The following is a 20,955-nucleotide window of genomic DNA, read 5'->3' as shown; positions in this document are numbered from 1 at the left end:
GCTCAGTCTTTGCGGCATGCTGATGGTGCGGCGAAATGTGGCCAGCGCCAAATGCTGGAGCAAATATCGATCAGTGCATTGATAATGAACATTATTATTGCAGTCCAGCTTCCGTCTGACAGCCGCGCATATGTGGATTACCGCATCGCTTCGATGACGATTGTGTGATAATCCACACATCCATGAGACGTTTCGCTTCCCTCCCGGCCTGGGTTTCGTGGCTGCTGGCGATTGCGGGGATCGTCGCGACCTCCGCCCTGTTCGCCGATCGCTACCATGTCGCCCTGCGCGCGCAGGCGATCGCGACGGAACGGGGTGAAACCACGCAACAGACCCGCGCCGTGCTGAGCCTGCTGGACTCAGAATTACAGAAGTTCCGTCTGTTGCCTGTGGTCCTGAGCGAATATCCCGATCTGCGCGTGGCGCTGCGTTCGGGGCGCACGGACATGACGCTGAACGATAAGCTGGCGGTGCTGAAGGCCAAGACCGGCGCGGGCGCGATCTTCGCGCTCGATCGGCACGGGCGCACGATCGCCGCGTCCAACGCCCGCCTGCCCAGCAGTTTCGTGGGACAGGATTACAGCTTTCGCCCCTATTATCGCCTGGGCTGGGCCAAAGGCGGGGGCGAATATTTCGCGCTTGGCACTGTCAGCCGCCGTCCGGGCCTCTATCTGTCTCGTCGGATCGAGGATGGCGACGGTCCGATCGGCGTGATCGTGATCAAGGTGGAGTTCGATGCGATCGAACGGACCTGGCGGGACCGGCCAGCGCTCAGTTTCGTCGCAGACGCCAATGGCGTCTTGTTGATCAGCAGCGACCCTGCGCTACGCTTTCGCGCGCTGCGGCCGATCGATCCGGCGCGCAAGGCACAGATCAAGCAGGCGTTGCAATTTGGCGGCGCACCGCTGACGCCGCTGGGCATGACGATCGGGTCCGACGGACTTACCCGGATGGGCGATGGATCGCAGGCGATGACTGCCACGCTCGCCGCGCCGGTCCCCGGCTGGCGACTCTATCATATCGAACCGCTGGATGGCGCGTTGCAGGCGGCGCGACAGCGGGCGGAGATCGCCGCCATTCTGTTCGCCATCCTGCTGTCGCTGCTGCTCGCCGGGCTGGCATGGGCCATTGTGCGGCGACGCCGGTCCCTCGACACGCGCGCGCTTCTGGAACGGGAAGTCGCCCTGCGCACCGGCGATCTGGCGCGGGAGATGGACGCGCGGGCGGCGGCCGATCTACGTTATCGGCAGGCGCGTGAGGAACTGGCCCATGCCAATCGCCTGGGCACGCTGGGCACGATTTCCGCCGGGGTGGCGCATGAAATCAACCAGCCGGTGGCGACGATCCGCACCTTCGCCGAAAATGCCGCCGCCTTTCTGGTGCGCGCGCAGCCCGAACAGGCCGCCACCAACCTGCGCGAAATCGTGGCGATGACGGACCGGATCGGCAGCATCACCGCACAGTTGCGGCGCTATGCGCGACGCGGCGTCGGTACGATCGGCCCTGTATCGCTGGCACAGGCGATGGATGGAGCGCGGCTGCTGGTCGGTGACCAGTTCCGCCGGGCTGGCGTGGCGCTGTCGCTGCCAACGCCCGGTCCTCACCTGATCGTAAAGGCAGGGCGCGTGCGGTTGGAACAGGTATTGGTGAACCTGCTGACCAATGCTCTGGAGGCGGTGCGCGACAGGCCCGACCCCTGGGTCAGGATCGACCTGGGGCAATCGCAAGGCAAAATTGCGCTGGACGTCCGCGACAGTGGAGGGGGGATCGATCCCGCCGTAGCCGACCAACTGTTCATGCCCTTTGCCACGACCAAAGCGGGCGGCCTGGGCCTCGGCCTTCATATTGCGCGCGACATCATGGTCGAGTTTGGCGGCACGCTCGACCATGTGGCGACTGACGAACACACCTTGTTCCGTATGACATTGGAAGCCCTATGAGCGAGATGCCGATCATCCTGATCGATGACGACGACGACCTGCGCAACGCCCTGCTACAGTCCTTCCAGCTTGCGGACATGACGGTGGAGGCCTTCGCCGATGGCCAGTCGGCGCTGGCGCGGCTGGACGCAGGCTTTGGCGGCGCCATCATATCCGACATCCGTATGCCGCGCATGGACGGGATGGAATTGTTCAAGCGGGTTGCCGCGATCGATCATGAAATTCCGGTGATACTCATGACCGGCCATGGCGACGTGTCGATGGCGGTCGCGGCGCTGCGAACCGGGGCGTTCGATTTCATCGCCAAGCCATTTGCCACCGATCATCTGGTCGCGTCGGCGCGCCGGGCGCTGGAGATGCGGAGGCTGGTACTCGATAATCGTCGCCTTAGAGCGGCGGCGGACGAGAGCGCGGGCGGCGAGCCGCTGATCGGTGAAACGCCCGCCATGATCCGGCTGCGCGATAATATACGCCAGGTCGCCGACGCCGATGTCGATATATTGATCGAAGGGGAGACGGGCACCGGCAAGGAACTGGTCGCGACGCTGCTCCATCGCTGGAGCCGCAGGCGCGGCCGCCCCTTCGTGGCGATCAATTGCGCCGCACTGCCCGATGCCATTGCGGAGGTCGATCTGTTCGGACAGGAAAGCGGCCGGGCGTCGCACAACCGTTCGATCCAGCCAGGCAGGATTGCGAGCGCGAACAAGGGATCGCTGTTTCTGGACGAGATAGAAAGCAGCCCCGCCTGGTTGCAGGGTGCGTTGCTGCGCGTGCTGGAGGAGCGGGAAATCCTGCCGGTCGGTGCGCAGCAGCCGCAAGCGGTGGACTTGCGCGTGATCGCAGCGACCAAGCCGGGGATCGAGGCCAGCGTTGCTGAAGGGCGATTTCGCGCCGACCTTCTTTACCGGCTGGACATGGTGCGCCTGCGAATCCCGCCACTGCGCGAACGGCGCGCCGATATTCCGCTGCTGTTCGGCTATCTGTTGCATCAGGCCGCGGATCAGATGAAGCGGGACGTCCCCCGGATCGGCCCGGACATCCAAGCCTATCTGGCCGACCATGACTGGCCCGGCAATGTGCGCGAACTCACCAATTTCGCCAAGCGGACCCTGTTGGGGATGCAGGCGGATGGCGCTGCCGATGGGCGGCTTCTCTCGCTCGCTCATCAGGTCGAACGGTTCGAGGCGGGCATCATCCGCCAGGTTCTGGAGCGCGTCCAGGGCGACGCCCGATCCGCCATGGCCGAACTGCAACTTCCGCGCAAAACCTTCTACGACAAATTGAACCGCCACGGGATAGAGATCGATCGATATCGAAATTGAGCCGGCCACGCGCTTCACCAAGACGATCGTCGGTTGGCGGCAGCGGCTCGCTCCGCTGCCCATTGCGTATCGGAAAACCGGAAGAAATCCGCCATCCCCATCGCCTCCTCATTCACCCAGTGAAACGGGATCTGGCGGCAAGTCCCCCGGCTATCGGGTCCAGACCCTGGCGTCGGGCCGGGGGGAGCGCTTCTCGATGAAAGTCGGCACAATCGCCACGCCGGGCAACCAAACCCAACGAATGCGGCACGATCATCTCGATCAGCAGAGAAATCTATATGAAGAACTGGCTGGGGCGGCAGGATTCGAACCTGCGCATGGCGGCATCAAAAGCCGCTGCCTTACCGCTTGGCGACGCCCCAGCAGCGCCGATCTTGTCGGCGCGGACCGGCATATAGCGCGTCATCTGCGAAAGGAAAGCCCTAGTCATGATAGTTTGATGACGCCAATATGCGCGCACCCCTTTTGCCGGATCACAACCCTTCATGTCGGTTTCCAACGCCTCCGCCACGCAGATCAGCCCTGCTTCCCCCCTGTTCCTGCGCGAGGACGAGATCCGGCGCGGGATAGAGATGCTCTATTTCGGCTATTCCGCGCTGACCCGGTCGATCGACGAAGGGCTGTTGGCACAGGGGCTGGGCCGCGCGCATCACCGGGCGCTCTATTTCATTTCCCGCCAGCCGGACCTGACGGTCAAGGATTTGTTGCGGCTGCTGGCCATCACCAAACAGTCGCTGGGGCGGGTGCTGAACGATCTGGTCGAACGCGGCTATATCGAGACCCGCACCGGGGCGAGCGATCGCAGACAGAAATTGCTGCGGCTCAGTCCAGCCGGCAAGGCGCTGGAGGCCGAACTGTTCCGCGCGCTGCGCGAGAAGATGGCGACCGCCTATGCCCAGGCAGGACAGGGATCGGTGACGGGGTTCTGGCGCGTGCTGGAAGGGCTTATTCCAGAGGCCGACCGGTCGATGGTGTTCGGTCTGCGCGGCGGATAACGACACGGCTGCGAAACCTTCTGCCGTCTCCTGCGCTTAGACACGCATCATTCAATGGCAAGAGGAGCCACCATGCGCACATCCCTACTCGCTGCGGTCGCGGTGCTGACCGTCGCCGGCCTGTCCGCCTGCTCGGAAAAGGCCCAGGACAATCTGGAAAATGCCGGGTCGGCGATCGGTGATGACGTGACCAATGCGGTCGATAATGCCGGAGCCAAGATCGACAACGGGCTGGATCATGCCGGGACAAAGATCGACAACGGGCTGGACCATGCCGGCCGCGCGATCGACAATGGCGCCGAACGGATCGGTGCGGCGAGCGAGAATGCAGCGGCCGATGCGAAGCGTGAGGCCAAGGACGCCAAGCATGACGTCGGATCATCGCTGGAAAAAGCCGGCAGTGACCTGAAGAAGGACTGAGGTTCAGCCTTAGTCCATTCGGCTAGAGCATCGTGCGAAAAAGTGGGCACCGGTTTTTCGCTTAAAACGATGCGAAAACAAAAAACTAGAGCGCGCGACCTGCGTCGGATTTAACGCAGCGCGCTCTAGAATACCACATTTCTGACGAAGCGGACCGGTTCCGTTTCGCGGTTGGCGAAAAGATAGGGGCGATCACTGGTGAAGATCAGGAAGTCGCCCCTTTCCACGCGCCGGGGGTCCGCGCCCTCCACCTCCACGGTCAGCGCGCCGTCCATCACATAGAGCATTTCATGCCAGTTGGCGGCGTCGGCTTCGGCCGGATAGAACTCCCCTGCCCCCAGCGACCATGTCCATAATTCGGCTTCCCGTGCAGCCGGCACCGTACCGAGCAGCGTGGCCCGGCTGTCCGGGCTTTGCCCGCGCCAGGCAAGGCTGTCGATGCGGCTGTTGTCCGGCATTTCGGGCGGCCGGACGAGGCGGGAGAAACTGACGTCGAGCGCGTGGGCCAGCCGGTCCAGCGTCGAAAGACTGACATTCGCCTCCCCGCTTTCGATGCCGGAGATCATGCGACGGCTGACATCGGCCGCCGTTGCCAGTCCATCCTGGCTGAGGCCGCGTTCGGCGCGAAGCGCGCGGACATTGCCGGCGACATGGGCGAGGACGTCGGGACGCGATTCCGGCATGCGCGAATCCAGCGTCGGCGTGTCTTGACTGTGCAATATATTGCTCATAGGGCGATGTGCATTATGTTGCACAATGACGCCTCCGGCAAGCCCGACTCTCCGCACCTGATGATCGGCCGCCCCGAACTTGCGCTGATCGGCGTGACGGTGCTTTGGGGCTGCACTTTCCTGATCGTGCATCATGCCGTGCAGGAAACCGGCCCCTTCTTCTTCGTCGGCCTGCGCTTTGGCACTGCCGCGCTGATCGCCCTGCCAATGGCGCTACCGGTGATGCGCGGGCTTACCGCGAAGGAATTATGGGCCGGACTGGTGATCGGTCTGGGAATTTTCGTCGGCTATTCGCTCCAGACATGGGGATTGCAGACGATCAGCAGCAGTACGTCCGCCTTCATCACCGCCGCCTATGTGCCGCTGGTGCCGATCATGCAGTGGATCATCTTGCGGCGGCGGCCGCGCCTGGCCAGTTGGATCGGCGTGGCGCTGGCCTTCATCGGGCTGATGCTGGTGGCTGCGCCCAAGGACGGGCTGGCGCTGGGCAAGGGCGAAGCACTGACATTGATCAGCACGGTGGCGATCGCGCTGGAAATCATCTTCATCAGCCTGTGGGCGGGCAAGGTGAATGTGGCGCGGGTGACGTTGGTGCAGCTTGCAGTGACATCCCTGCTGGCCTTTGCCTGCATGGGCGCGGTGGGCGAGCCTGTGCCGCCGCTCAGTTGGACCGTAGGCCTGAGCGCTTGCGGGCTGGGCGCGATGACGGCGCTGATCCAGTTCGTGATGAACTGGGCGCAGCGGACGGTGTCACCGACGCGGGCGACGCTGATTTACGCCGGCGAACCGGTCTGGGCGGGAATCATCGGCCGGATCGCAGGCGAGAGGCTGCCACCCACGGCGCTGATGGGCGGCCTGCTGATCGTCGCGGCGGTGATCGTCAGCGAGATGCAATTCGGGCGGAAGAAAAAATGCGCGGGAGCCGACGCTGTCAAAGAACCGGCATCGGCCTAACGCAGATCGGGGCGTGTAGGACAGAGATGTTTTTGACGATCACCCGCCCCACCCAACCCTTCCCCTGAAGGGGAGGGGTTAAACCCTCATTTCCGGTTGAAAACAGGCGCGCGCTTTTCGAAGAAGGCGGCGAAGGCTTCCTGCGCTTCGGGCGAGGACAGGCTTTCGCGGAACAGGCGTGCTTCTTCCTCGATCCGGGCGATGAGCAAGGCGGGATCGCCCTTCATCAGCCGGCGGGTGGCGAGCAGGGCCTGGGGTGGCTTGGCCATCAGCGCCGCCGCCCTGGTCCGGGCATGTGCGAGCAAGCCGTCCGCCGGAACGACCGCAGTGACGAGACCCGCGCGGTCGGCGCCTTCGGCATCCAGCGGTTCGCCCAGCAACAGCATCGCCGCTGCCTTCGCATGCCCCATCACCGCCGGCGCGAGCAGGCTGGAGCCGGCTTCCGGCACGATTCCCAGATTGACGAAGGGCATCACGAAACGCGCGTCCGGCGCGGCGTAGATGAGGTCGCAATGGAAGAGCATGGTCGTGCCGACGCCCACGGCCAACCCCTGCACCGCCGCGACCAGCGGCTTGTCGAAGGCGGCGATGGCGCGGATGAAATCGAACGCGGCCGCTCCGCCCTCCGGCCCGGCCATGAAATCCTTAAGGTCGTTGCCGGCGCAGAAGGCATCGCCCTGCCCTGTAATCAGCACCGCGCCGATTTCGGCACGCGCGGAGGCATCCGCCAGCGCGGCGGTCATGGCGCGGTACATGGGCGCGGTCAGCGCATTCTTCTTGTCGGCGCGGTCGATCATGATTTCCACGACGCCCTGGTTTTTCGTGATCGCGATATGGTCGTTCATGGGCCAGCCTCTCCTTGTCTGCATCCAAGGGGAAATTGTTGGCGCAGGCAGGACGCCGCGTCTATCCCCCGCCGCAATCCATCGCTCGACCCGGAATAGCCATGAACCGCCTGCGCCAAGCCCTCGACCCGTTCCTGATGCTGCTGATCGCCACCGTTGCCCTAGCGTCGATCCTGCCAGCGCGCGGCGATGGCGCACGGATTGCGGACTGGGTGGCGGATGCCGGCATCGTGCTGCTTTTTTTCCTGCATGGCGCAAAATTGTCGCGCGAGGCGATATGGGACGGGGCGAAGGCGTGGAAATTGCATCTGGCGACGCTGGCGACGACCTTTGCCGCCTTTCCGCTGCTGGGGCTTCTGATAGGGCGATTCGGGTTCGTGCCGCAGGATATGCGCGCGGGACTGCTGTTCCTGACGTTGCTGCCGTCCACGGTGCAGTCGTCCATCGCCTTCACCGCGATCGCGCGGGGCAATGTCGCGGCGGCGGTGGTCAGCGCGTCCTTCTCCAACCTGCTGGGCATTTTCCTGACGCCTGTGCTGGTCGCGCTGCTGATGCAGAAGAGCGGCAGCGGCAGCCTGATTTCGCTGTCGTCGGCCGAAGGGATCGTGCTGCAACTGCTGTTGCCCTTCGTCGTGGGGCATTTGCTGCGGCCGTGGATCGGCGGTTTCGTGGCGCGGCATAAGGCGATGATCGGGCGGGTCGATCGCGGGTCGATCCTGCTGGTCGTCTATGCCGCCTTCTCCGCCGCCGTGGTCGAGGGGCTGTGGGCCAAGGTATCGAGCGAGGAACTGCTGGTATTGGCGGGGCTGTGCATCGCGATGCTGGTGGTGGTCCTGTTGTTCACGCTGGCGCTGGGGCGGATGCTGGGCCTGTCGCGGCAAGATGCGATCGTGCTGCAATTTTGCGGGTCCAAGAAGAGCCTGGCGTCGGGCGTGCCGATCGCCGGCGTCTTGTTCCCGGCAGCAGCCGTCGGGCCGATCCTGTTGCCGATCATGCTGTTCCACCAGATCCAGTTGATGGCCTGCGCCTGGCTGGCGCGGCGCTATGGCGCGCAGGCGCAGGCCGATCCGGCTGCAAATCGAGACAGCGAGTTGGACAGGTAAATAGACTTTTGCGACACACTGTTATACAGACGTAAAACATAACGAGGCCGGGGGGCATTGGACGTGATGGAAGGGGATGAGGTGAGGCCATTGTCCGGCAATGATCCCGACGCGGGATGGAGCCTGCCGGCCTGGACCTATGCCGACGCCGAGTTTTTCGGGGCGGAGGTGGAGCGCATCTTCCGCCCGTCCTGGCAGATCGTCTGCCATGACAGCGATATCCCGAACCCCGGCGATTTCCATACGCTCGATTATGTCGGCGAAAGCGTGATCGTGATGCGTGGCGACGATGGCGCCGTGCGCGCCTTCACCAATGTCTGCCGCCATCGCGGCGCGCGGATCGTCGATGGGGCCAGCGGCTGCGCGAAGAAGCTGGTCTGCCCCTATCATGGCTGGACCTATGAGACGGACGGACGGCTGACCGGCGTGCCGATGAAGGCCAGCTATGGCGAGAACCTTGCGCTGGCCGATCATGGGCTGGCGGGCGTCGACGTGGACAGTTGGCAGGGGTTCCTGTTCGTGCGGCTGGACGATGATGGCGGGCCATCCGTGGCGCAGATGATGGCGCCCCATGAGGCGGAGGTCTCACCCTATCGCTTCGGGGACTTGCGCGCGCTGGGGCGGGTGACGTTGCGGCCGCGCGATGTGAACTGGAAGAATATCGGCGACAATTATTCGGACGGGCTGCATATCGCGGTCGCGCATCCGGGGCTGAAGCGGCTGATGGGTGATGGCTATGGGGTGGAAGCGTCCGCCCATGCCGACAAGATGTGGGGGCCGATCATCGACCGGCCATCGGCCAACCTGTCCGAGCGGGCCTATCAGCATTTCCTGCCTCAAGTGCCGCACTTGCCGACGGAGCGGCAGCGGCTGTGGACCTATTATAAGCTGTGGCCCAACTTCGCCTTCGACATCTATCCCGATCAGGTGGATTTCATGGCATGGCTGCCGGTGTCGCCGACGCAGACGCTGATCCGGGAGATCAGCTATGCGCTGCCCGACGATCGCAGGGAGATGAAAGCCGCGCGCTATCTGAACTGGCGGATCAACCGGCAGGTCAATGCCGAGGATACGGCGCTGGTCGGGCGGGTGCAGGCGGGGATGGCATCGGCCAGCTTCACCGTGGGGCCATTGAGCGAACAGGAAGTGGCGCTGCGGCATTTTTGCGGGCGGGTGCGGGCGGTGATTCCGCAGGCGCGGCTGCATCGCGCGCCGGGGATGGGATGGAGCAGCAAGGCATGAGCAAATCCTATGACGCGGTCATCATTGGCGGTGGGCATAATGGCCTTGTCTGCGCCTTTTATCTGGCGCGGGCCGGGTACAAGGTCCGCATATTGGAGCGGCGCGATATCGTCGGCGGCGCGGCGGTGACGGAGGCGTTTCATCCCGGTTTCCGCAATTCGACCGCCAGCTATACGGTCAGCCTGCTCAACCCCAAGGTCATCCGCGACATGAAGCTTGCGGACCATGGCTATCGCGTGATCGAGCGGCCGATCAGCAATTTCCTGCCGCAGCCCGATGGCGGCTATCTGAAGCTGGGCGGCGGGCTGGAGAAGACGCAGGCCGAGTTCGCCAAGTTCAGCGCCCATGACGCGGCGGCCCTGCCGGCCTATTATGACGCGCTGGAGGTGGTGGCCGATATATTGCGCGATCTGGTCCTGAAAAGCCCGCCCAATGTCGGCGACGGGCTGACCATGATCGTGGAGGCGCTGAAGCAGGGGCGGCGGATCGCGGGACTGGGGCTGGAACAGCAGCGCGACGTGCTGGACCTGTTCACCAAATCGGCCCGCAGCTTCCTGGATAGCTGGTTCGAGAGCGACGCAGTAAAGGCGGCGTTCGGTTTCGACGCGGTGGTCGGCAATTATGCCAGCCCCGATACGCCGGGCAGCGCCTATGTGCTGCTGCACCATGTGTTTGGCGAGGTGAACGGCAAGAAAGGCGCCTGGGGCCATAGCGTCGGCGGCATGGGCACGATCACGCAGATCATGGCGCAGATCGTGACCGCCATGGGCGTGGAGATCAGTCTGGAGGCGCCGGTCGCGTCCGTGCTGGTGGATGGCGCGCGCGCGGTGGGCGTGAAGCTGGCAAGCGGCGAGGAGGTGATGGGCGGCGCGGTGATCGCCAATGTCGGGCCGAAGCTGCTCTATGAGCGGATGATGGACCCCGCCGACCTGCCGACCGATTTCGCGAAGCGGATCAAGGCGTTCAAGGCGGGGTCGGGCACGTTCCGCATGAATGTGGCGCTGTCCGCCCTGCCTGACTTCACCTGCCTGCCCGGTATGGGCGAACATCACCAGTCGGGGATCATCATCGCGCCGACACTGGACTATATGGACCGGGCGTTTCTGGACGCGAAGCGGGACGGCTGGTCGAAGGCGCCGATCGTGGAGATGCTGATTCCGTCGACCATCGACGACAGCCTCGCGCCGGAGGGGTGCCATGTCGCAAGCCTGTTCTGCCAGCAATTCGCGCCGGAATTACCCGACGGGCGTTCGTGGGACGATGAGCGGGATGCCGCGGCGGACCATATCATCGCGACGGTGGAGGCGCATGCGCCGGGCTTTGCCAAGAGCGTGATCGCGCGGCAGATTCATTCGCCGCTCGACCTGGAGCGCAAGTTCGGACTGGTCGGCGGCGACATCATGCACGGCAATCTGACGCTGGACCAGATGTGGGCGGCGCGCCCGGTGCTGGGCCATGGGGCCTATCGCGGGCCGGTGAAGGGGCTGTATATGTGCGGCGCGGGCACGCATCCGGGCGGCGGCGTGACGGGTGCGCCGGGCCATAATGCAGCGCGGGAAGTGATGAAGGACAAGGCGATCTTCGGGAAATGGCGCGGGCGGGGATAAGCGTGTCAGGACGCCTTGCCCTCCCCGGCTGGCTCCCCTAAAGCACCGGCTCATGCCCGACATCTTCATTCCCGATGCGACTCCCGAGCTGACCGGCCGGGCGTTGTTTCCGCACAAGCATCTTCTGTCCATCGCGGACCTGAAGCCCTGGGAAATCCGGTTCCTGCTGGATGAGGCCGAACATTGGGCGCAGGCGAACAAGGGCCGGGCGCGCAAGCATGACGACCGGCTGGCGGGGATGACCCAGATCAACGCCTTTTTCGAGAACAGCACCCGCACGTTGCTGTCGTTCGAGATTGCCGGCAAGCGGCTGGGCGCGGATGTCGTCAACATGGCAGCGGCCACGTCCAGCGTGAAGAAGGGCGAGACGCTGATCGACACGGCGATGACGCTGAACGCCATGGCGGCCGACGTGATCGTGATCCGCCATGCCAGTTCGGGCGCGGTGCGGCTGATCGCTGACAAGGTGGACTGTCCGGTGCTGAACGCGGGGGACGGGTGGCATCAGCATCCCACGCAAGCGCTGCTCGACGCGCTGACGATCCGTCGCCGCAAGGGCGGGTTCGAGGGGCTGGTGGTCGCGATCTGCGGCGATGTGCTGCACAGCCGGGTGGCGCGGTCCAACATGCTGTGCCTGGCCGCGCTGGGCGCGCAGGTTCGCGCGGTGGCGCCGCCGACCTTGCTGCCGCCGGAGGTCGAGATGCTGGGGGCGACGCCCTTTACGCGGATGGACGAGGGGCTGGATGGCGCCGATGTCGTCATGATGCTGCGGCTCCAGAATGAGCGGATGGACGGGGCCTTCATCCCCTCTCCGCGCGAATATCATGCGCTGTACGGGCTGACGCCGGAGCGGCTGGCCATCGCCAAGCCCGATGCGCTGGTGATGCATCCGGGGCCGATGAACCGGGGCGTGGAAATTACCAGTTCGGTGGCCGATCATCCCGAACGGTCCGCCATCACCGAACAGGTGGCGATGGGCGTGGCGGTGCGCATGGCGTGCCTGGATGTGCTGACGCGCAGTGCGCGGGGCGTGGAGGGATGGTCTTGACCGTCCCGACCAACATGAAAAGCGGGATGGTCTTGACCGTCCCGACCGACATGAAAAGCGGGATGGGCATGATGGCATCGCCCCTCTTCGTCATTGCCGCGCAGGCGGCAATCCATCTCCCACCCGATCCCCAGTCGCAAGGTTGGGAGATGGATCCCCGCCTTCGCGGGGATGACGGAGTTAGTTTTGAGGGAGTCGGCGCTTGAGCAAGATAGCCATCATCAACGGCAAGCTGGCCGATCCCGCCGGTGACACGCTGACGCCCGGCACTGTGCTGATCGAGGGCGACCGGATCGTCGCGACGGGCGATGTCGCGGTGCCGGACGATGCGCAGCGGGTCGATGCGGGCGGGCTGGTCGTGGCGCCGGGCCTGATCGACCTGGGCGTGTTCGCCACCGACAAGCCGGCCTTTCATTTCGGCGGGATCACGCGCGCGGCGCTGATGCCCGACCAGCGCGCGCCGCTGGACGACGTCGGCCTGATCCGGCAGGCGACGCGGGCAGGCAAGCCCGATTTCTGGGTCCATCCGATCGCGGCGGCCACGCGCGGCCTGCTGGGTCAGGAAATGGCCGAGATGGGCCTGATGCAGATGGCGGGCGCCAGGGCGGTCGGCACCGGGCGGCAATGGATCGCCGATTCAGGCGTGATGCTGCGCGTGCTGTCCTATGCCAGCGGCCTTGGCCTGACGCTGATCGCCCATGCCGAGGATGGCGGGCTGACGGCCAAGGCCGTGGCGACCAGCGGCGAGACGGCGACGCGGCTCGGCCTGCCGCATGCGCCGGCCTGCGCCGAGGCGCTGGCGATCGCGCGCGACATCATGCTGGTGCGCGAAACCGGCGCGGCGATCCATTTCCGGCTGGTGACGACGCGGGCGGGCCTCTCGCTTGTCCGCGCGGCCAAGGCGGAGGGGCTGAAGGTCACATGCGGCATCAGCCCGGCCTATCTGTTCCTGAACGATCAGGCCGCGACCGATTTCCGCACGTTCGCGCGGCTGTCCCCGCCATTGCGGGACGAGCGCGACCGGCAGGCCAGTCTGGCGGCTGTGGCGGACGGGACGGTGGACGTCATCACATCCAGCCACGATCCGCGCGGGCCGGAGGACAAGCGCCTGCCCTTCGCCGACGCTTCGCCGGGCATGGCGGGGGCGGAGACTTTGCTGGCGCTGTCGCTCAATCTGGTGCGGGAGGGGCATGTCAGCATGGGCCGGCTGATGACGCTGCTGAGCGCCAATCCGGCGCGGATATTGGGCGTCGACGCCGGCAGTTTTGCAAGCGGCAGCGCGGCGGACCTGATCTTCGTCGATCCCGATGCGCCGTGGATCGTGGACAGCGCGAAGATGGCGGCATCGGCGGGCAACACGCCCTTCGACCGGGTGCCGGTGCAGGGCCGTGCACGGCGGGTGATGAAGGGCGGCGTTTTCCTGTAGCCGAACGGCATTTGTCATCTTTGCGGCAACCGATCCTTTACCGTGATCGACATATCCGCAGAGCATGACAGCAGGAAATTTTGCCATCAAGGCGGCGTTGGCGGCCGTGGCCATCGGCGGTATCGGCGGCATGGCATCGCGCTATGTCACGCGCGAACCGGCGGTCGCCACGCCGGCGGTCGACAGCACGCCATGGCGACCGACCCGCAACACGATCGGCCCTGAACGACCGATGTCCGCTGCCGATCTGGACGGACAACAGCCGAGCGGCGGTGGCGCAACCACCGCGCCGCGCGTGCGGCAGGTTGCGACATCGCCAGCCGCAGTGGCGTCGTCCCGCGCAAGCTGGTCCTATCGAGGCTGTCGCGAAGCCAGGGCCGCGGGCGCCACGCCGCTCCATCGCGGACAGCCGGGCTATGGCGTGCATATGGATGGCGACGGGGACGGCATCGCCTGCGAGGATTATCCGGGGCGCTGATGCGCAACGCGACAGGGCGAAGTTCATGGTGTCGTGCGGCTTTTTTGGACCTTAAGCGTCCGCGAGGCGCTCGCGACGCGCTCGCGAAGCGTCACCGGCGCCACATTCGGGTTTCGACCGCGCGCCATCAAAGCGACATGGCCGCGACTCCCGCGCGCCGACGCCGCAGCGATGCGGATGACAACTGGCCGATGGATCGCGCTGTTGAAGGGCGAGGCTTTCATCCCGCAGGATAGACCAGAGAAAATCCTACATTGGAAGCGCGATGCGGGGTGGCTGGCGGCGATCGAAAGCGGTCATCCTTCTTCTCCGGGGGGAGAAGGATATGAAGCCTTGCCGCGAAGCGGTTAGGCGGCGTTGGATGAGGGGGACTGGCGCAAGGCCGGCCTATTTTCGTGAGGTTGCATCCCCCTCACCCAGCTACGAGGAGGCAGCAAGCTGCCAAGTCTGCGCAGCCCTTTGCCTCAAGGGGGAGAGGGGTAAGGGAATCGCCACTCCCGACCATTTATTGCCGTTCCATCGAAAAGCGCGATTGCCTGCAAGCTGCCATTGGGGCAGTTCAACAACCATGCAAGATGAGCGGAAATACGTAGTTGATACGATTGGGGCATTCCTAAACGGGTCCAGTGGTGAGCGGGACTGGGATGACTTCACGTCGACATCGCTGCGCAGTGCGGAACTGAACAGCATTCGCTTGCGGGCCGCTGCTTTAGATTTGCCGCTCAATGCGGATGGCGAGACCGTCTTGATGGCACTGCGTGACGAGGCACAGCTACTGACTGAAGCTGACATCGCAAAGCTAAGGCCTTGGCGCATGGTAACCGGAGTTGTTTGTGGGCTACTCGCTGGTGCCGTTCTCTGGTGGAACAGTTACATTCCCGGCGCAGGCTTGTTTCAAAATCCTCAACTTTTCCTGATTCCAGCCGCGCTAGGCATTGTGGTCGTATCTCTACGCAATAAGCGTAAGAAGGTCGGACCGTATGATCCTGAGGTAGTAGCACTCAACAGGCATGGCCGGGTTTAGGTTTGTCGGCTTTTCCTGATCCAGAATACAAAGCCGACTGTCTCCAACCCACCCGACACCACCGTTCCATCGCCCATCTACCCGCCCATAAGGGAACCACCCTCCCCCCTCGCGCGCTTGCCTTTGTGGACAGCAGGGGAATGTGATGACCGCGAAAGTCGCGAGCCAAGTGCATGTCGATGCGCCGTGGAAGATACCGGCGCGGGGATGGTGGGAGATTTTGAAGCGGGTCCATGGCGCGCTGTCGGCCAATCATGTCGGGCTGCTGGCGGCGGGCGTGGCCTATTATGCGTTTCTGTCGATCGCGCCTTTGCTGGCGGCCGTGGTGCTGACCTATGGGCTGTTCGGCGATCCGGCGATGGTCGGGCGGCATATGCAGGCGATCATTTCCGTCGTGCCGCAGGACGCGGCCTCGCTGATCAACGACCAGTTGCTGGGTGTCGTCAGCACGCGCAAGCCGGCGATCGGGTTCGGGCTGCTGCTGGCGCTGGCGATCGCCGTCTATGGCGCAACCCGCGCGGCGTCGGCGATCATGGAGGCGCTCAATATCGTCTATGGCCAGAAGGAAGGCCGCAATATCCTGCGTTTCTATCGCACGTCGATGGGCATCACCTTTTCGGCGGTGCTGGTGGTGGTGGCCGGCGTGTTCACCGCCACGATCATCGGGCTGTTGCAGGATTTCCTGACCAATTGGGGGCCGGGCGTGCTGTTCGCGATCAAGGCGGCGACATGGGTGTTGGCCGGGCTGCTGGCGAGCGTGATCTTCGGCATGATCTATCGGTTCGGGCCGAACCGGCGCCATGCGCAATGGCAGTGGCTGACGGTGGGATCGGTGGCGGCGACCCTGTTCTGGCTGGCCGCGACGCTGGGCGTGTCCTTCTATGTTTCCACATTCGGCAATTATAACAAGACCTACGGGTCGCTGGGCGCTGTGGTGGTGCTGCAACTATGGCTGTTCGTGTCCGCCTATATCGTCCTGCTGGGCGCGCAGATCAACGCGGAGGCCGAGCGCCAGACCAGCGCCGACACGCAAGTTGCCGAGCCAATGCAGAAAGCGGCATAATGGCGCTTGCCCTGCCCGACCGCCCGCGCTAAAGCGCCCTCCTTCGCTGGTTCCGGCCAGTGCAGGAGTGTAGCTCAGTTGGTAGAGCGTCGGTCTCCAAAACCGAATGCCGTGGGTTCGAGTCCCTCCACTCCTGCCAAGCGAACTGGCCGCGAAACCTTGAAAAACCAAGGGTTCGCGGCTAGGTTTGCTGGCGAATTTGGTCGCGGAGCGTGCGGCCGCACCCCCGGACGCTGAAACAGAGCGGGATCGGGAGGGCGGACTGTTGCTTCGCGATTTGGTGTTGGTTTCACGACGTGCAAAGGCAGACGATGGCGAAGGTATCCCCCGGCGAATTCGTCAACCAGGTACAGACCGAAGCGAAGAAGATCGTATGGCCGACCGGTCGCGAAACGGTGATGACCGGCGTGATGGTCGTCATCATGACGACGCTGCTGGGCCTGTTCTTCTTTGGCATCGACACTTTCTTCGGCGCGATCGTCCAGTGGTTGCTGGGCGTTGCAGCAGGTCGTTAAGCTTCAAGCTTAGATTTGCGGGCGTCGGGACATTGAGCATAATGCTCTGAACAGGAGTTTAGACGGTAACATGGCGCGCTGGTACATCATCCACGCCTATTCGGGCTTCGAAAACAAGGTCAAGGAATCGATCCTGTCCGAAGCCGAGCGCATGGGCCTGTCGCAACTGGTCGAGCAGGTCGAAGTGCCTGTAGAAACCATCACCGAGGTCAAGCGCGGCAAGAAGGTCCAGGTCGAGCGCAAGTTCATGCCCGGCTATGTCCTCGCCAAGCTGGCGATGAACGACGACATCTATCACCTGGTGAAGAACACGCCCAAGGTGACGGGCTTCCTGGGTTCGATGGGCAAGCCGCAGGCGATCAGCGAGGCGGACGCCGCCCGCTATTTCGGCGCCCAGAAGGAAGCCGAAGCCGCCCCCAAGCACAAGGTCAGCGTCGATTACGAAATCGGCGACAGCGTCAAGGTGCTGGACGGCCCCTTCGCCAGCTTCAACGGCGTGGTCGAGGAACTGGATTTCGAAAAGAACCGCGTCAAGGTGTCGGTGTCGATCTTCGGTCGTGCGACCCCGGTGGAACTGGACTTCGAGCAGGTCGAACTGTCGAAGTAACCGGTCGCAGGACGACCGGTCGCAGGACGGGTTCTGAAAAAGGGTCGCCACCGCAGGGTTGGCGACCCTTTTTGTTTGCCCCATCCTCTTTCTCGGCAGCCTTATGCAAATGTTCACGCGGAGGCGCGGAGACGCGGAGGGATAGCGCAATTCCTCTGCGTCTCCGCGCCTCCGCGTGAACGCACTGTGTCGGCAGGGTCGCGTGGATGGCAAGACGGCTGCGCCATCATAGACAAACGCGACAGTCCCCCTTTCCTTTCGGTACGAACATCGCTATAGGCCCGCGCTTCCGTGCCGCCCCCTGGGTTGCCGGACCATATGCGGGAGGTCGTTTTCGGATGACCGTTCGACCGCTAAACTTGAACCGGGCGGCATGCTTGCACGCTGCCCAGCTAAAGAGTGAGTGACAATGGCCAAGAAGATTACGGGCTATATCAAACTCCAGGTGCCCGCTGGAGACGCAAAGCCCGCCCCGCCGATCGGCCCTGCCCTGGGTCAGCGCGGCGTGAACATCATGGAATTCTGCAAGGCGTTCAACGCGCAGACGGCCGGCATGGACAAGGGCACCCCGCTGCCCACGATCATCACCGTCTATGCGGATCGCAGCTTCACCTTCGTGATGAAGCAGCCGCCCGCGACCTTCCTGATCAAGAAGGCGATCAACCTGAAGTCGGGTTCCAAGGAACCGGGCAAGGTCGTCGCCGGCAAGATCACCCGCGCCCAGCTCGCCGAAATCGCGCAGGCCAAGATGGTCGATCTCAACGCGAACGACATCGACGCTGCAACGAAGATCATCGAAGGCTCCGCTCGCGCGATGGGCCTCGACGTGGTGGAGGGCTGATATAATGGCGAAGATCACCAAGAAGGCGAAGGCCCTGGCCACCGCAGTCGACCGCGAAAAGCTGCACGGCGTTGACGAGGCGCTGGGCCTCATCAAGACCCACGCGACCGCCAAGTTCGACGAAAGCGTCGAAATCGCGATCAACCTGGGCGTCGATCCCCGTCATGCCGACCAGATGGTCCGTGGCGTCGTCACCCTGCCCGCCGGCACCGGCAAGGACGTCCGCGTCGCCGTGTTCGCCCGCAACGACAAGGCTCAGCAGGCGCTCGACGCCGGCGCCGACATCGTGGGCGCCGAAGACCTGCTCGAATCGATCCAGGCCGGCAACATCGACTTCCAGCGCGTCATCGCCACCCCTGACATGATGGGTCTGGTCGGTCGCCTGGGTAAGGTGCTTGGCCCCAAGGGCCTGATGCCGAACCCCAAGCTGGGTACCGTGACGCCGAACGTCGCCGAAGCCGTGAAGGCCGCCAAGGGTGGTCAGATCGAATTCCGCGTCGAAAAGGCCGGCATCATTCACGCTGGTCTGGGCAAGTCGAGCTTCTCGGCCGAAGACCTGCGCAAGAATTTCGACGCCTTCGTCGATGCGATCGTCAAGGCGAAGCCGACCGGTTCGAAGGGCAAATATGTTCGCAAGATCGCCCTGTCGTCCTCGATGGGTCCGGGCGTGAAGGTCGATGTGGCGGAAGTCGCCTCGGCCTGATTTTTGCGCTATAGATAATAGGAAAGCCTCCTTCCTCGGAAAGCGGAAGGAGGCTTTCTTTTTTAAGGGACGTAGCGCATGCGCCGTCCCTTTCGCCATTCCAGAGAGAGAATGGCGGTTGGGCAACCAACTGGAACGGGTGCGAAATGACCTGACGCACCGGCTGATCGCGAACCGGCGACAGCGAGAAAGGTTATGTTGATTCCGTCGGATGAAGGCGGGTCGCTTTAACCGACGAGAAAACAGAAAATGACATTTGAAACACTCCACCCCCTTCTTGCCCAGGCGCTGACGACCAAGGGCTATGAGGCGCTGACCCCCGTTCAGGCCGAAGTGACGCAGGAAGAAGCGGTTGGCCGCGACCTGATCGTGTCGGCGCAGACCGGTTCGGGCAAGACCGTGGCGTTCGGCCTGGCGATGGCCGGCGAATTGCTGGGCGACGCCGATCGCCTGCCCCCGCCCGCCTGGCCGCTGGCGCTGGTGATCGCGCCGACGCGCGAACTGGCGTTGCAGGTGAGCCGCGAGCTGGAATGGCTGTACGCCGGTGCCCGTGCGCGCATCGCGACTTGCGTGGGCGGCATGGACGCCGCCAAGGAACGCCGGGCCCTGTCGCAGGGCGCGCATATCGTGGTCGGTACGCCGGGCCGTTTGCGCGACCATCTGGAACGCGGCGCGCTCGACCTGTCGGCGCTCAAGACCGCCGTGCTGGATGAAGCGGACGAAATGCTCGACATGGGCTTCCGCGAAGATCTGGAAGGCATTCTCGACGCGACTGCCGATGGCCGTCGCACCCTGCTGTTTTCGGCGACCATGCCCAAGCCGATCGTGGCGCTGGCCCGCCGTTACCAGAAGGACGCGCTGCAAATCGCCACCATCTCCGCCGAGCGCGGTCATGGCGACATCAGCTATCAGGCGATGACCGTCGCGCCGTCCGACATCGAAAATGCGGTGGTGAACCTGCTGCGGTTCCATGAGGCGGAAACGGCGATGCTGTTCTGCGCCACCCGCGACAATGTGCGTCATCTGCATGCCAGCCTGACCGAGCGTGGCTTTGCCGCCGTGGCGCTGTCGGGTGAGCATAGCCAGAATGAGCGCAACCATGCGTTGCAGGCGCTGCGCGACAAGCGGGCGCGGGTGTGCGTGGCGACTGACGTGGCCGCGCGCGGCATCGATCTGCCGTCGCTGACGCTGGTGGTGCATGTCGAGCTGCCGCGCGACGCCGAAACCATGCAGCATCGGTCGGGTCGCACCGGCCGCGCGGGCAAGAAGGGTACGGCCGTGCTGATCGTGCCCTATCCGCGCCGTCGCCGCGTCGAATCGATGCTGAAGGGTGCGAAGATCCCGGTCGAATGGACGACCGCGCCGAGCAAGGAGCAGATCGCCGCACAGGACGCCGAACGGTTGCGCGCCCGCCTGCTGGAGCCGATGGAACTGGAAGAGTCCGACTGGGCGCTGGGCGGCGAATTGCTGGAAGCCAAGAGCGCCAAGGAAATCGCCGCGATGCTGGTGCGCAGCGCCCGTGCGGCCATGCCTGCGCCCGAAGAGCTGCTGGATGGCAGCGAAGCGCCTGCGCGTCGTGAAGGGCCGCGTCCGGGCTTTGAGGATACGCAGTGGTTCCGCATGAACATCGGCCGTAACCAGAATGCCGATCCGCGCTGGATCCTGCCGCTGATCTGCCGCCGGGGCCATGTGTCGCGGGGCGACATCGGCGCGATCCGCATCACCGCGTCCGAGACGATGTTCGAAATTCCCAAGGCGATTTCGACCAAGTTCCTGGCCGCCGTTCGCCGGTCCGGCGAAGCGGGCGACGAAGGCGCGGACGTCATGTTCGACCCCGTCGACGGCGCACCGCGTGAAGAGGCGCGTGGCAATCGCAAGCAACTGCGCCCGTCCAACAGCGACCGCCCTGCCCGCAGCGGCCCGCCCCGTGGCGGTCCCGGCGCCCCTTCGCGTGGCGGCGGCGCACCGCATAGCGCCCGCCCGTTCAAGGGCGCAGGCGCCGGTGGCCCACGCAAGGGGCCGCCCCGCAGCCGGGGCTGACGTCTTTTAGGACAGGTAGGAGCCAAAGGGGCCGTCGGTCATTGCTGTCAG

21 protein-coding genes and 2 tRNA genes are annotated in these 20,955 nt (G+C 64.4%); 20 read left to right on the top strand and 3 right to left on the bottom strand.

Going from position 1 to position 20,955, the window contains the following annotated elements; all coding sequences use genetic code 11:
- The first annotated feature begins 182 nt into the window (after nt 1–182).
- Nucleotides 183–1,940 (top strand): sensor histidine kinase, encoded by a 1,758-nt coding sequence (locus ASE85_RS10995; RefSeq protein ID WP_056687697.1) that lies wholly within the window; start codon nt 183–185, stop codon nt 1,938–1,940.
- Nucleotides 1,937–3,262, top strand: a complete 1,326-nt coding sequence (locus tag ASE85_RS10990) for a sigma-54-dependent transcriptional regulator (RefSeq protein ID WP_056687694.1) — start codon at nt 1,937–1,939, stop codon at nt 3,260–3,262. Before ASE85_RS10995 ends, ASE85_RS10990 begins: the two co-directional genes overlap by 4 nt.
- A 287-nt stretch (nt 3,263–3,549) precedes the next feature.
- On the opposite strand, the gene ASE85_RS10985 is transcribed toward ASE85_RS10990, so the two are convergent.
- Nucleotides 3,550–3,624, bottom strand: a tRNA-Gln gene (locus ASE85_RS10985).
- Between the two features lie 123 nt (nt 3,625–3,747).
- On the opposite strand from ASE85_RS10985, the gene ASE85_RS10980 reads away from it, so the two are divergent.
- Both ASE85_RS10980 and ASE85_RS10975 read left to right on the top strand, forming a co-directional pair.
- A complete protein-coding gene (locus ASE85_RS10980; RefSeq protein WP_056687691.1) occupies nt 3,748–4,257 on the top strand; it encodes a MarR family winged helix-turn-helix transcriptional regulator in 510 nt (169 codons plus the stop codon).
- Between the two features lie 72 nt (nt 4,258–4,329).
- Nucleotides 4,330–4,677 (top strand): hypothetical protein, encoded by a 348-nt coding sequence (locus ASE85_RS10975; RefSeq protein WP_056687689.1) that lies wholly within the window; start codon nt 4,330–4,332, stop codon nt 4,675–4,677.
- Between the two features lie 125 nt (nt 4,678–4,802).
- On the opposite strand, the gene ASE85_RS10970 is transcribed toward ASE85_RS10975, so the two are convergent.
- Entirely contained in the window at nt 4,803–5,396 is a 594-nt protein-coding gene (locus ASE85_RS10970) for a helix-turn-helix domain-containing protein (RefSeq protein ID WP_235523491.1), read from the bottom strand.
- Nucleotides 5,397–5,423: 27 nt separating this feature from the next.
- Between ASE85_RS10970 and ASE85_RS10965 the strand changes: the two genes are divergently transcribed.
- A complete protein-coding gene (locus tag ASE85_RS10965) occupies nt 5,424–6,362 on the top strand; it encodes a DMT family transporter (RefSeq protein ID WP_056687686.1) in 939 nt (312 codons plus the stop codon).
- A gap of 86 nt (nt 6,363–6,448) precedes the next feature.
- Here the strand turns inward: ASE85_RS10965 and ASE85_RS10960 are convergent, their stop codons facing one another.
- Nucleotides 6,449–7,207, bottom strand: coding sequence for an enoyl-CoA hydratase (locus tag ASE85_RS10960; RefSeq protein WP_056687684.1), 759 nt, complete (start codon nt 7,205–7,207; stop codon nt 6,449–6,451).
- A 101-nt stretch (nt 7,208–7,308) separates the two neighbouring features.
- Between ASE85_RS10960 and ASE85_RS10955 the strand changes: the two genes are divergently transcribed.
- From ASE85_RS10955 to ASE85_RS10880, 15 genes are all read left to right on the top strand, one after another.
- On the top strand, nt 7,309–8,310 hold the full coding sequence (locus tag ASE85_RS10955; RefSeq protein ID WP_056687682.1) for a bile acid:sodium symporter family protein: 1,002 nt from the start codon (nt 7,309–7,311) through the stop codon (nt 8,308–8,310).
- 81 nt (nt 8,311–8,391) lie between these two features.
- Nucleotides 8,392–9,552 (top strand): aromatic ring-hydroxylating oxygenase subunit alpha, encoded by a 1,161-nt coding sequence (locus ASE85_RS10950; RefSeq protein ID WP_235523490.1) that lies wholly within the window; start codon nt 8,392–8,394, stop codon nt 9,550–9,552.
- Nucleotides 9,549–11,159 (top strand): phytoene desaturase family protein, encoded by a 1,611-nt coding sequence (locus ASE85_RS10945; RefSeq protein WP_056688693.1) that lies wholly within the window; start codon nt 9,549–9,551, stop codon nt 11,157–11,159. The genes ASE85_RS10950 and ASE85_RS10945 overlap by 4 nt, the downstream gene beginning before the upstream one ends.
- 52 nt (nt 11,160–11,211) lie before the next feature.
- Nucleotides 11,212–12,207 (top strand): aspartate carbamoyltransferase catalytic subunit, encoded by a 996-nt coding sequence (locus ASE85_RS10940; RefSeq protein ID WP_056687678.1) that lies wholly within the window; start codon nt 11,212–11,214, stop codon nt 12,205–12,207.
- On the top strand, nt 12,204–12,413 hold the full coding sequence (locus ASE85_RS22975; protein WP_156358282.1) for a hypothetical protein: 210 nt from the start codon (nt 12,204–12,206) through the stop codon (nt 12,411–12,413). Before ASE85_RS10940 ends, ASE85_RS22975 begins: the two co-directional genes overlap by 4 nt.
- Nucleotides 12,410–13,633, top strand: coding sequence for a dihydroorotase (locus ASE85_RS10930; RefSeq protein WP_056687674.1), 1,224 nt, complete (start codon nt 12,410–12,412; stop codon nt 13,631–13,633). Before ASE85_RS22975 ends, ASE85_RS10930 begins: the two co-directional genes overlap by 4 nt.
- Before the next feature lie 64 nt (nt 13,634–13,697).
- Complete coding sequence (locus ASE85_RS23890; protein ID WP_235523489.1) at nt 13,698–14,111, top strand: excalibur calcium-binding domain-containing protein; 414 nt, start codon at nt 13,698–13,700, stop codon at nt 14,109–14,111.
- A 568-nt stretch (nt 14,112–14,679) separates the two neighbouring features.
- On the top strand, nt 14,680–15,135 hold the full coding sequence (locus tag ASE85_RS23515; protein WP_200928337.1) for a hypothetical protein: 456 nt from the start codon (nt 14,680–14,682) through the stop codon (nt 15,133–15,135).
- A gap of 145 nt (nt 15,136–15,280) precedes the next feature.
- Nucleotides 15,281–16,198, top strand: coding sequence for a YihY/virulence factor BrkB family protein (locus tag ASE85_RS10910; protein ID WP_056687670.1), 918 nt, complete (start codon nt 15,281–15,283; stop codon nt 16,196–16,198).
- Nucleotides 16,199–16,261: 63 nt separating this feature from the next.
- Nucleotides 16,262–16,337 (top strand) — tRNA-Trp (locus ASE85_RS10905).
- A 172-nt stretch (nt 16,338–16,509) separates the two neighbouring features.
- Nucleotides 16,510–16,713: a preprotein translocase subunit SecE gene (gene secE / locus ASE85_RS10900; RefSeq protein ID WP_056687668.1), complete on the top strand. Its 204-nt coding sequence runs from the start codon at nt 16,510–16,512 to the stop codon at nt 16,711–16,713.
- Between the two features lie 70 nt (nt 16,714–16,783).
- The gene (gene nusG, locus ASE85_RS10895; protein ID WP_056687666.1) at nt 16,784–17,320 is read left to right on the top strand and encodes a transcription termination/antitermination protein NusG; all 537 of its coding nucleotides are present in this window, start codon (nt 16,784–16,786) and stop codon (nt 17,318–17,320) included.
- A gap of 409 nt (nt 17,321–17,729) precedes the next feature.
- A complete protein-coding gene (gene rplK / locus ASE85_RS10890; protein WP_056687664.1) occupies nt 17,730–18,161 on the top strand; it encodes a 50S ribosomal protein L11 in 432 nt (143 codons plus the stop codon).
- 4 nt (nt 18,162–18,165) lie between these two features.
- On the top strand, nt 18,166–18,864 hold the full coding sequence (gene rplA / locus ASE85_RS10885; RefSeq protein ID WP_056687662.1) for a 50S ribosomal protein L1: 699 nt from the start codon (nt 18,166–18,168) through the stop codon (nt 18,862–18,864).
- Nucleotides 18,865–19,113: 249 nt separating this feature from the next.
- Nucleotides 19,114–20,904: a DEAD/DEAH box helicase gene (locus tag ASE85_RS10880; RefSeq protein ID WP_056687661.1), complete on the top strand. Its 1,791-nt coding sequence runs from the start codon at nt 19,114–19,116 to the stop codon at nt 20,902–20,904.
- Nucleotides 20,905–20,955 lie beyond the last annotated feature (51 nt).

Origin of the sequence: Sphingobium sp. Leaf26, from assembly GCF_001421665.1 — a bacterium.
GTDB lineage: Bacteria > Pseudomonadota > Alphaproteobacteria > Sphingomonadales > Sphingomonadaceae > Sphingobium.
This window is presented reverse-complemented; position numbering and strand designations above follow the sequence as displayed.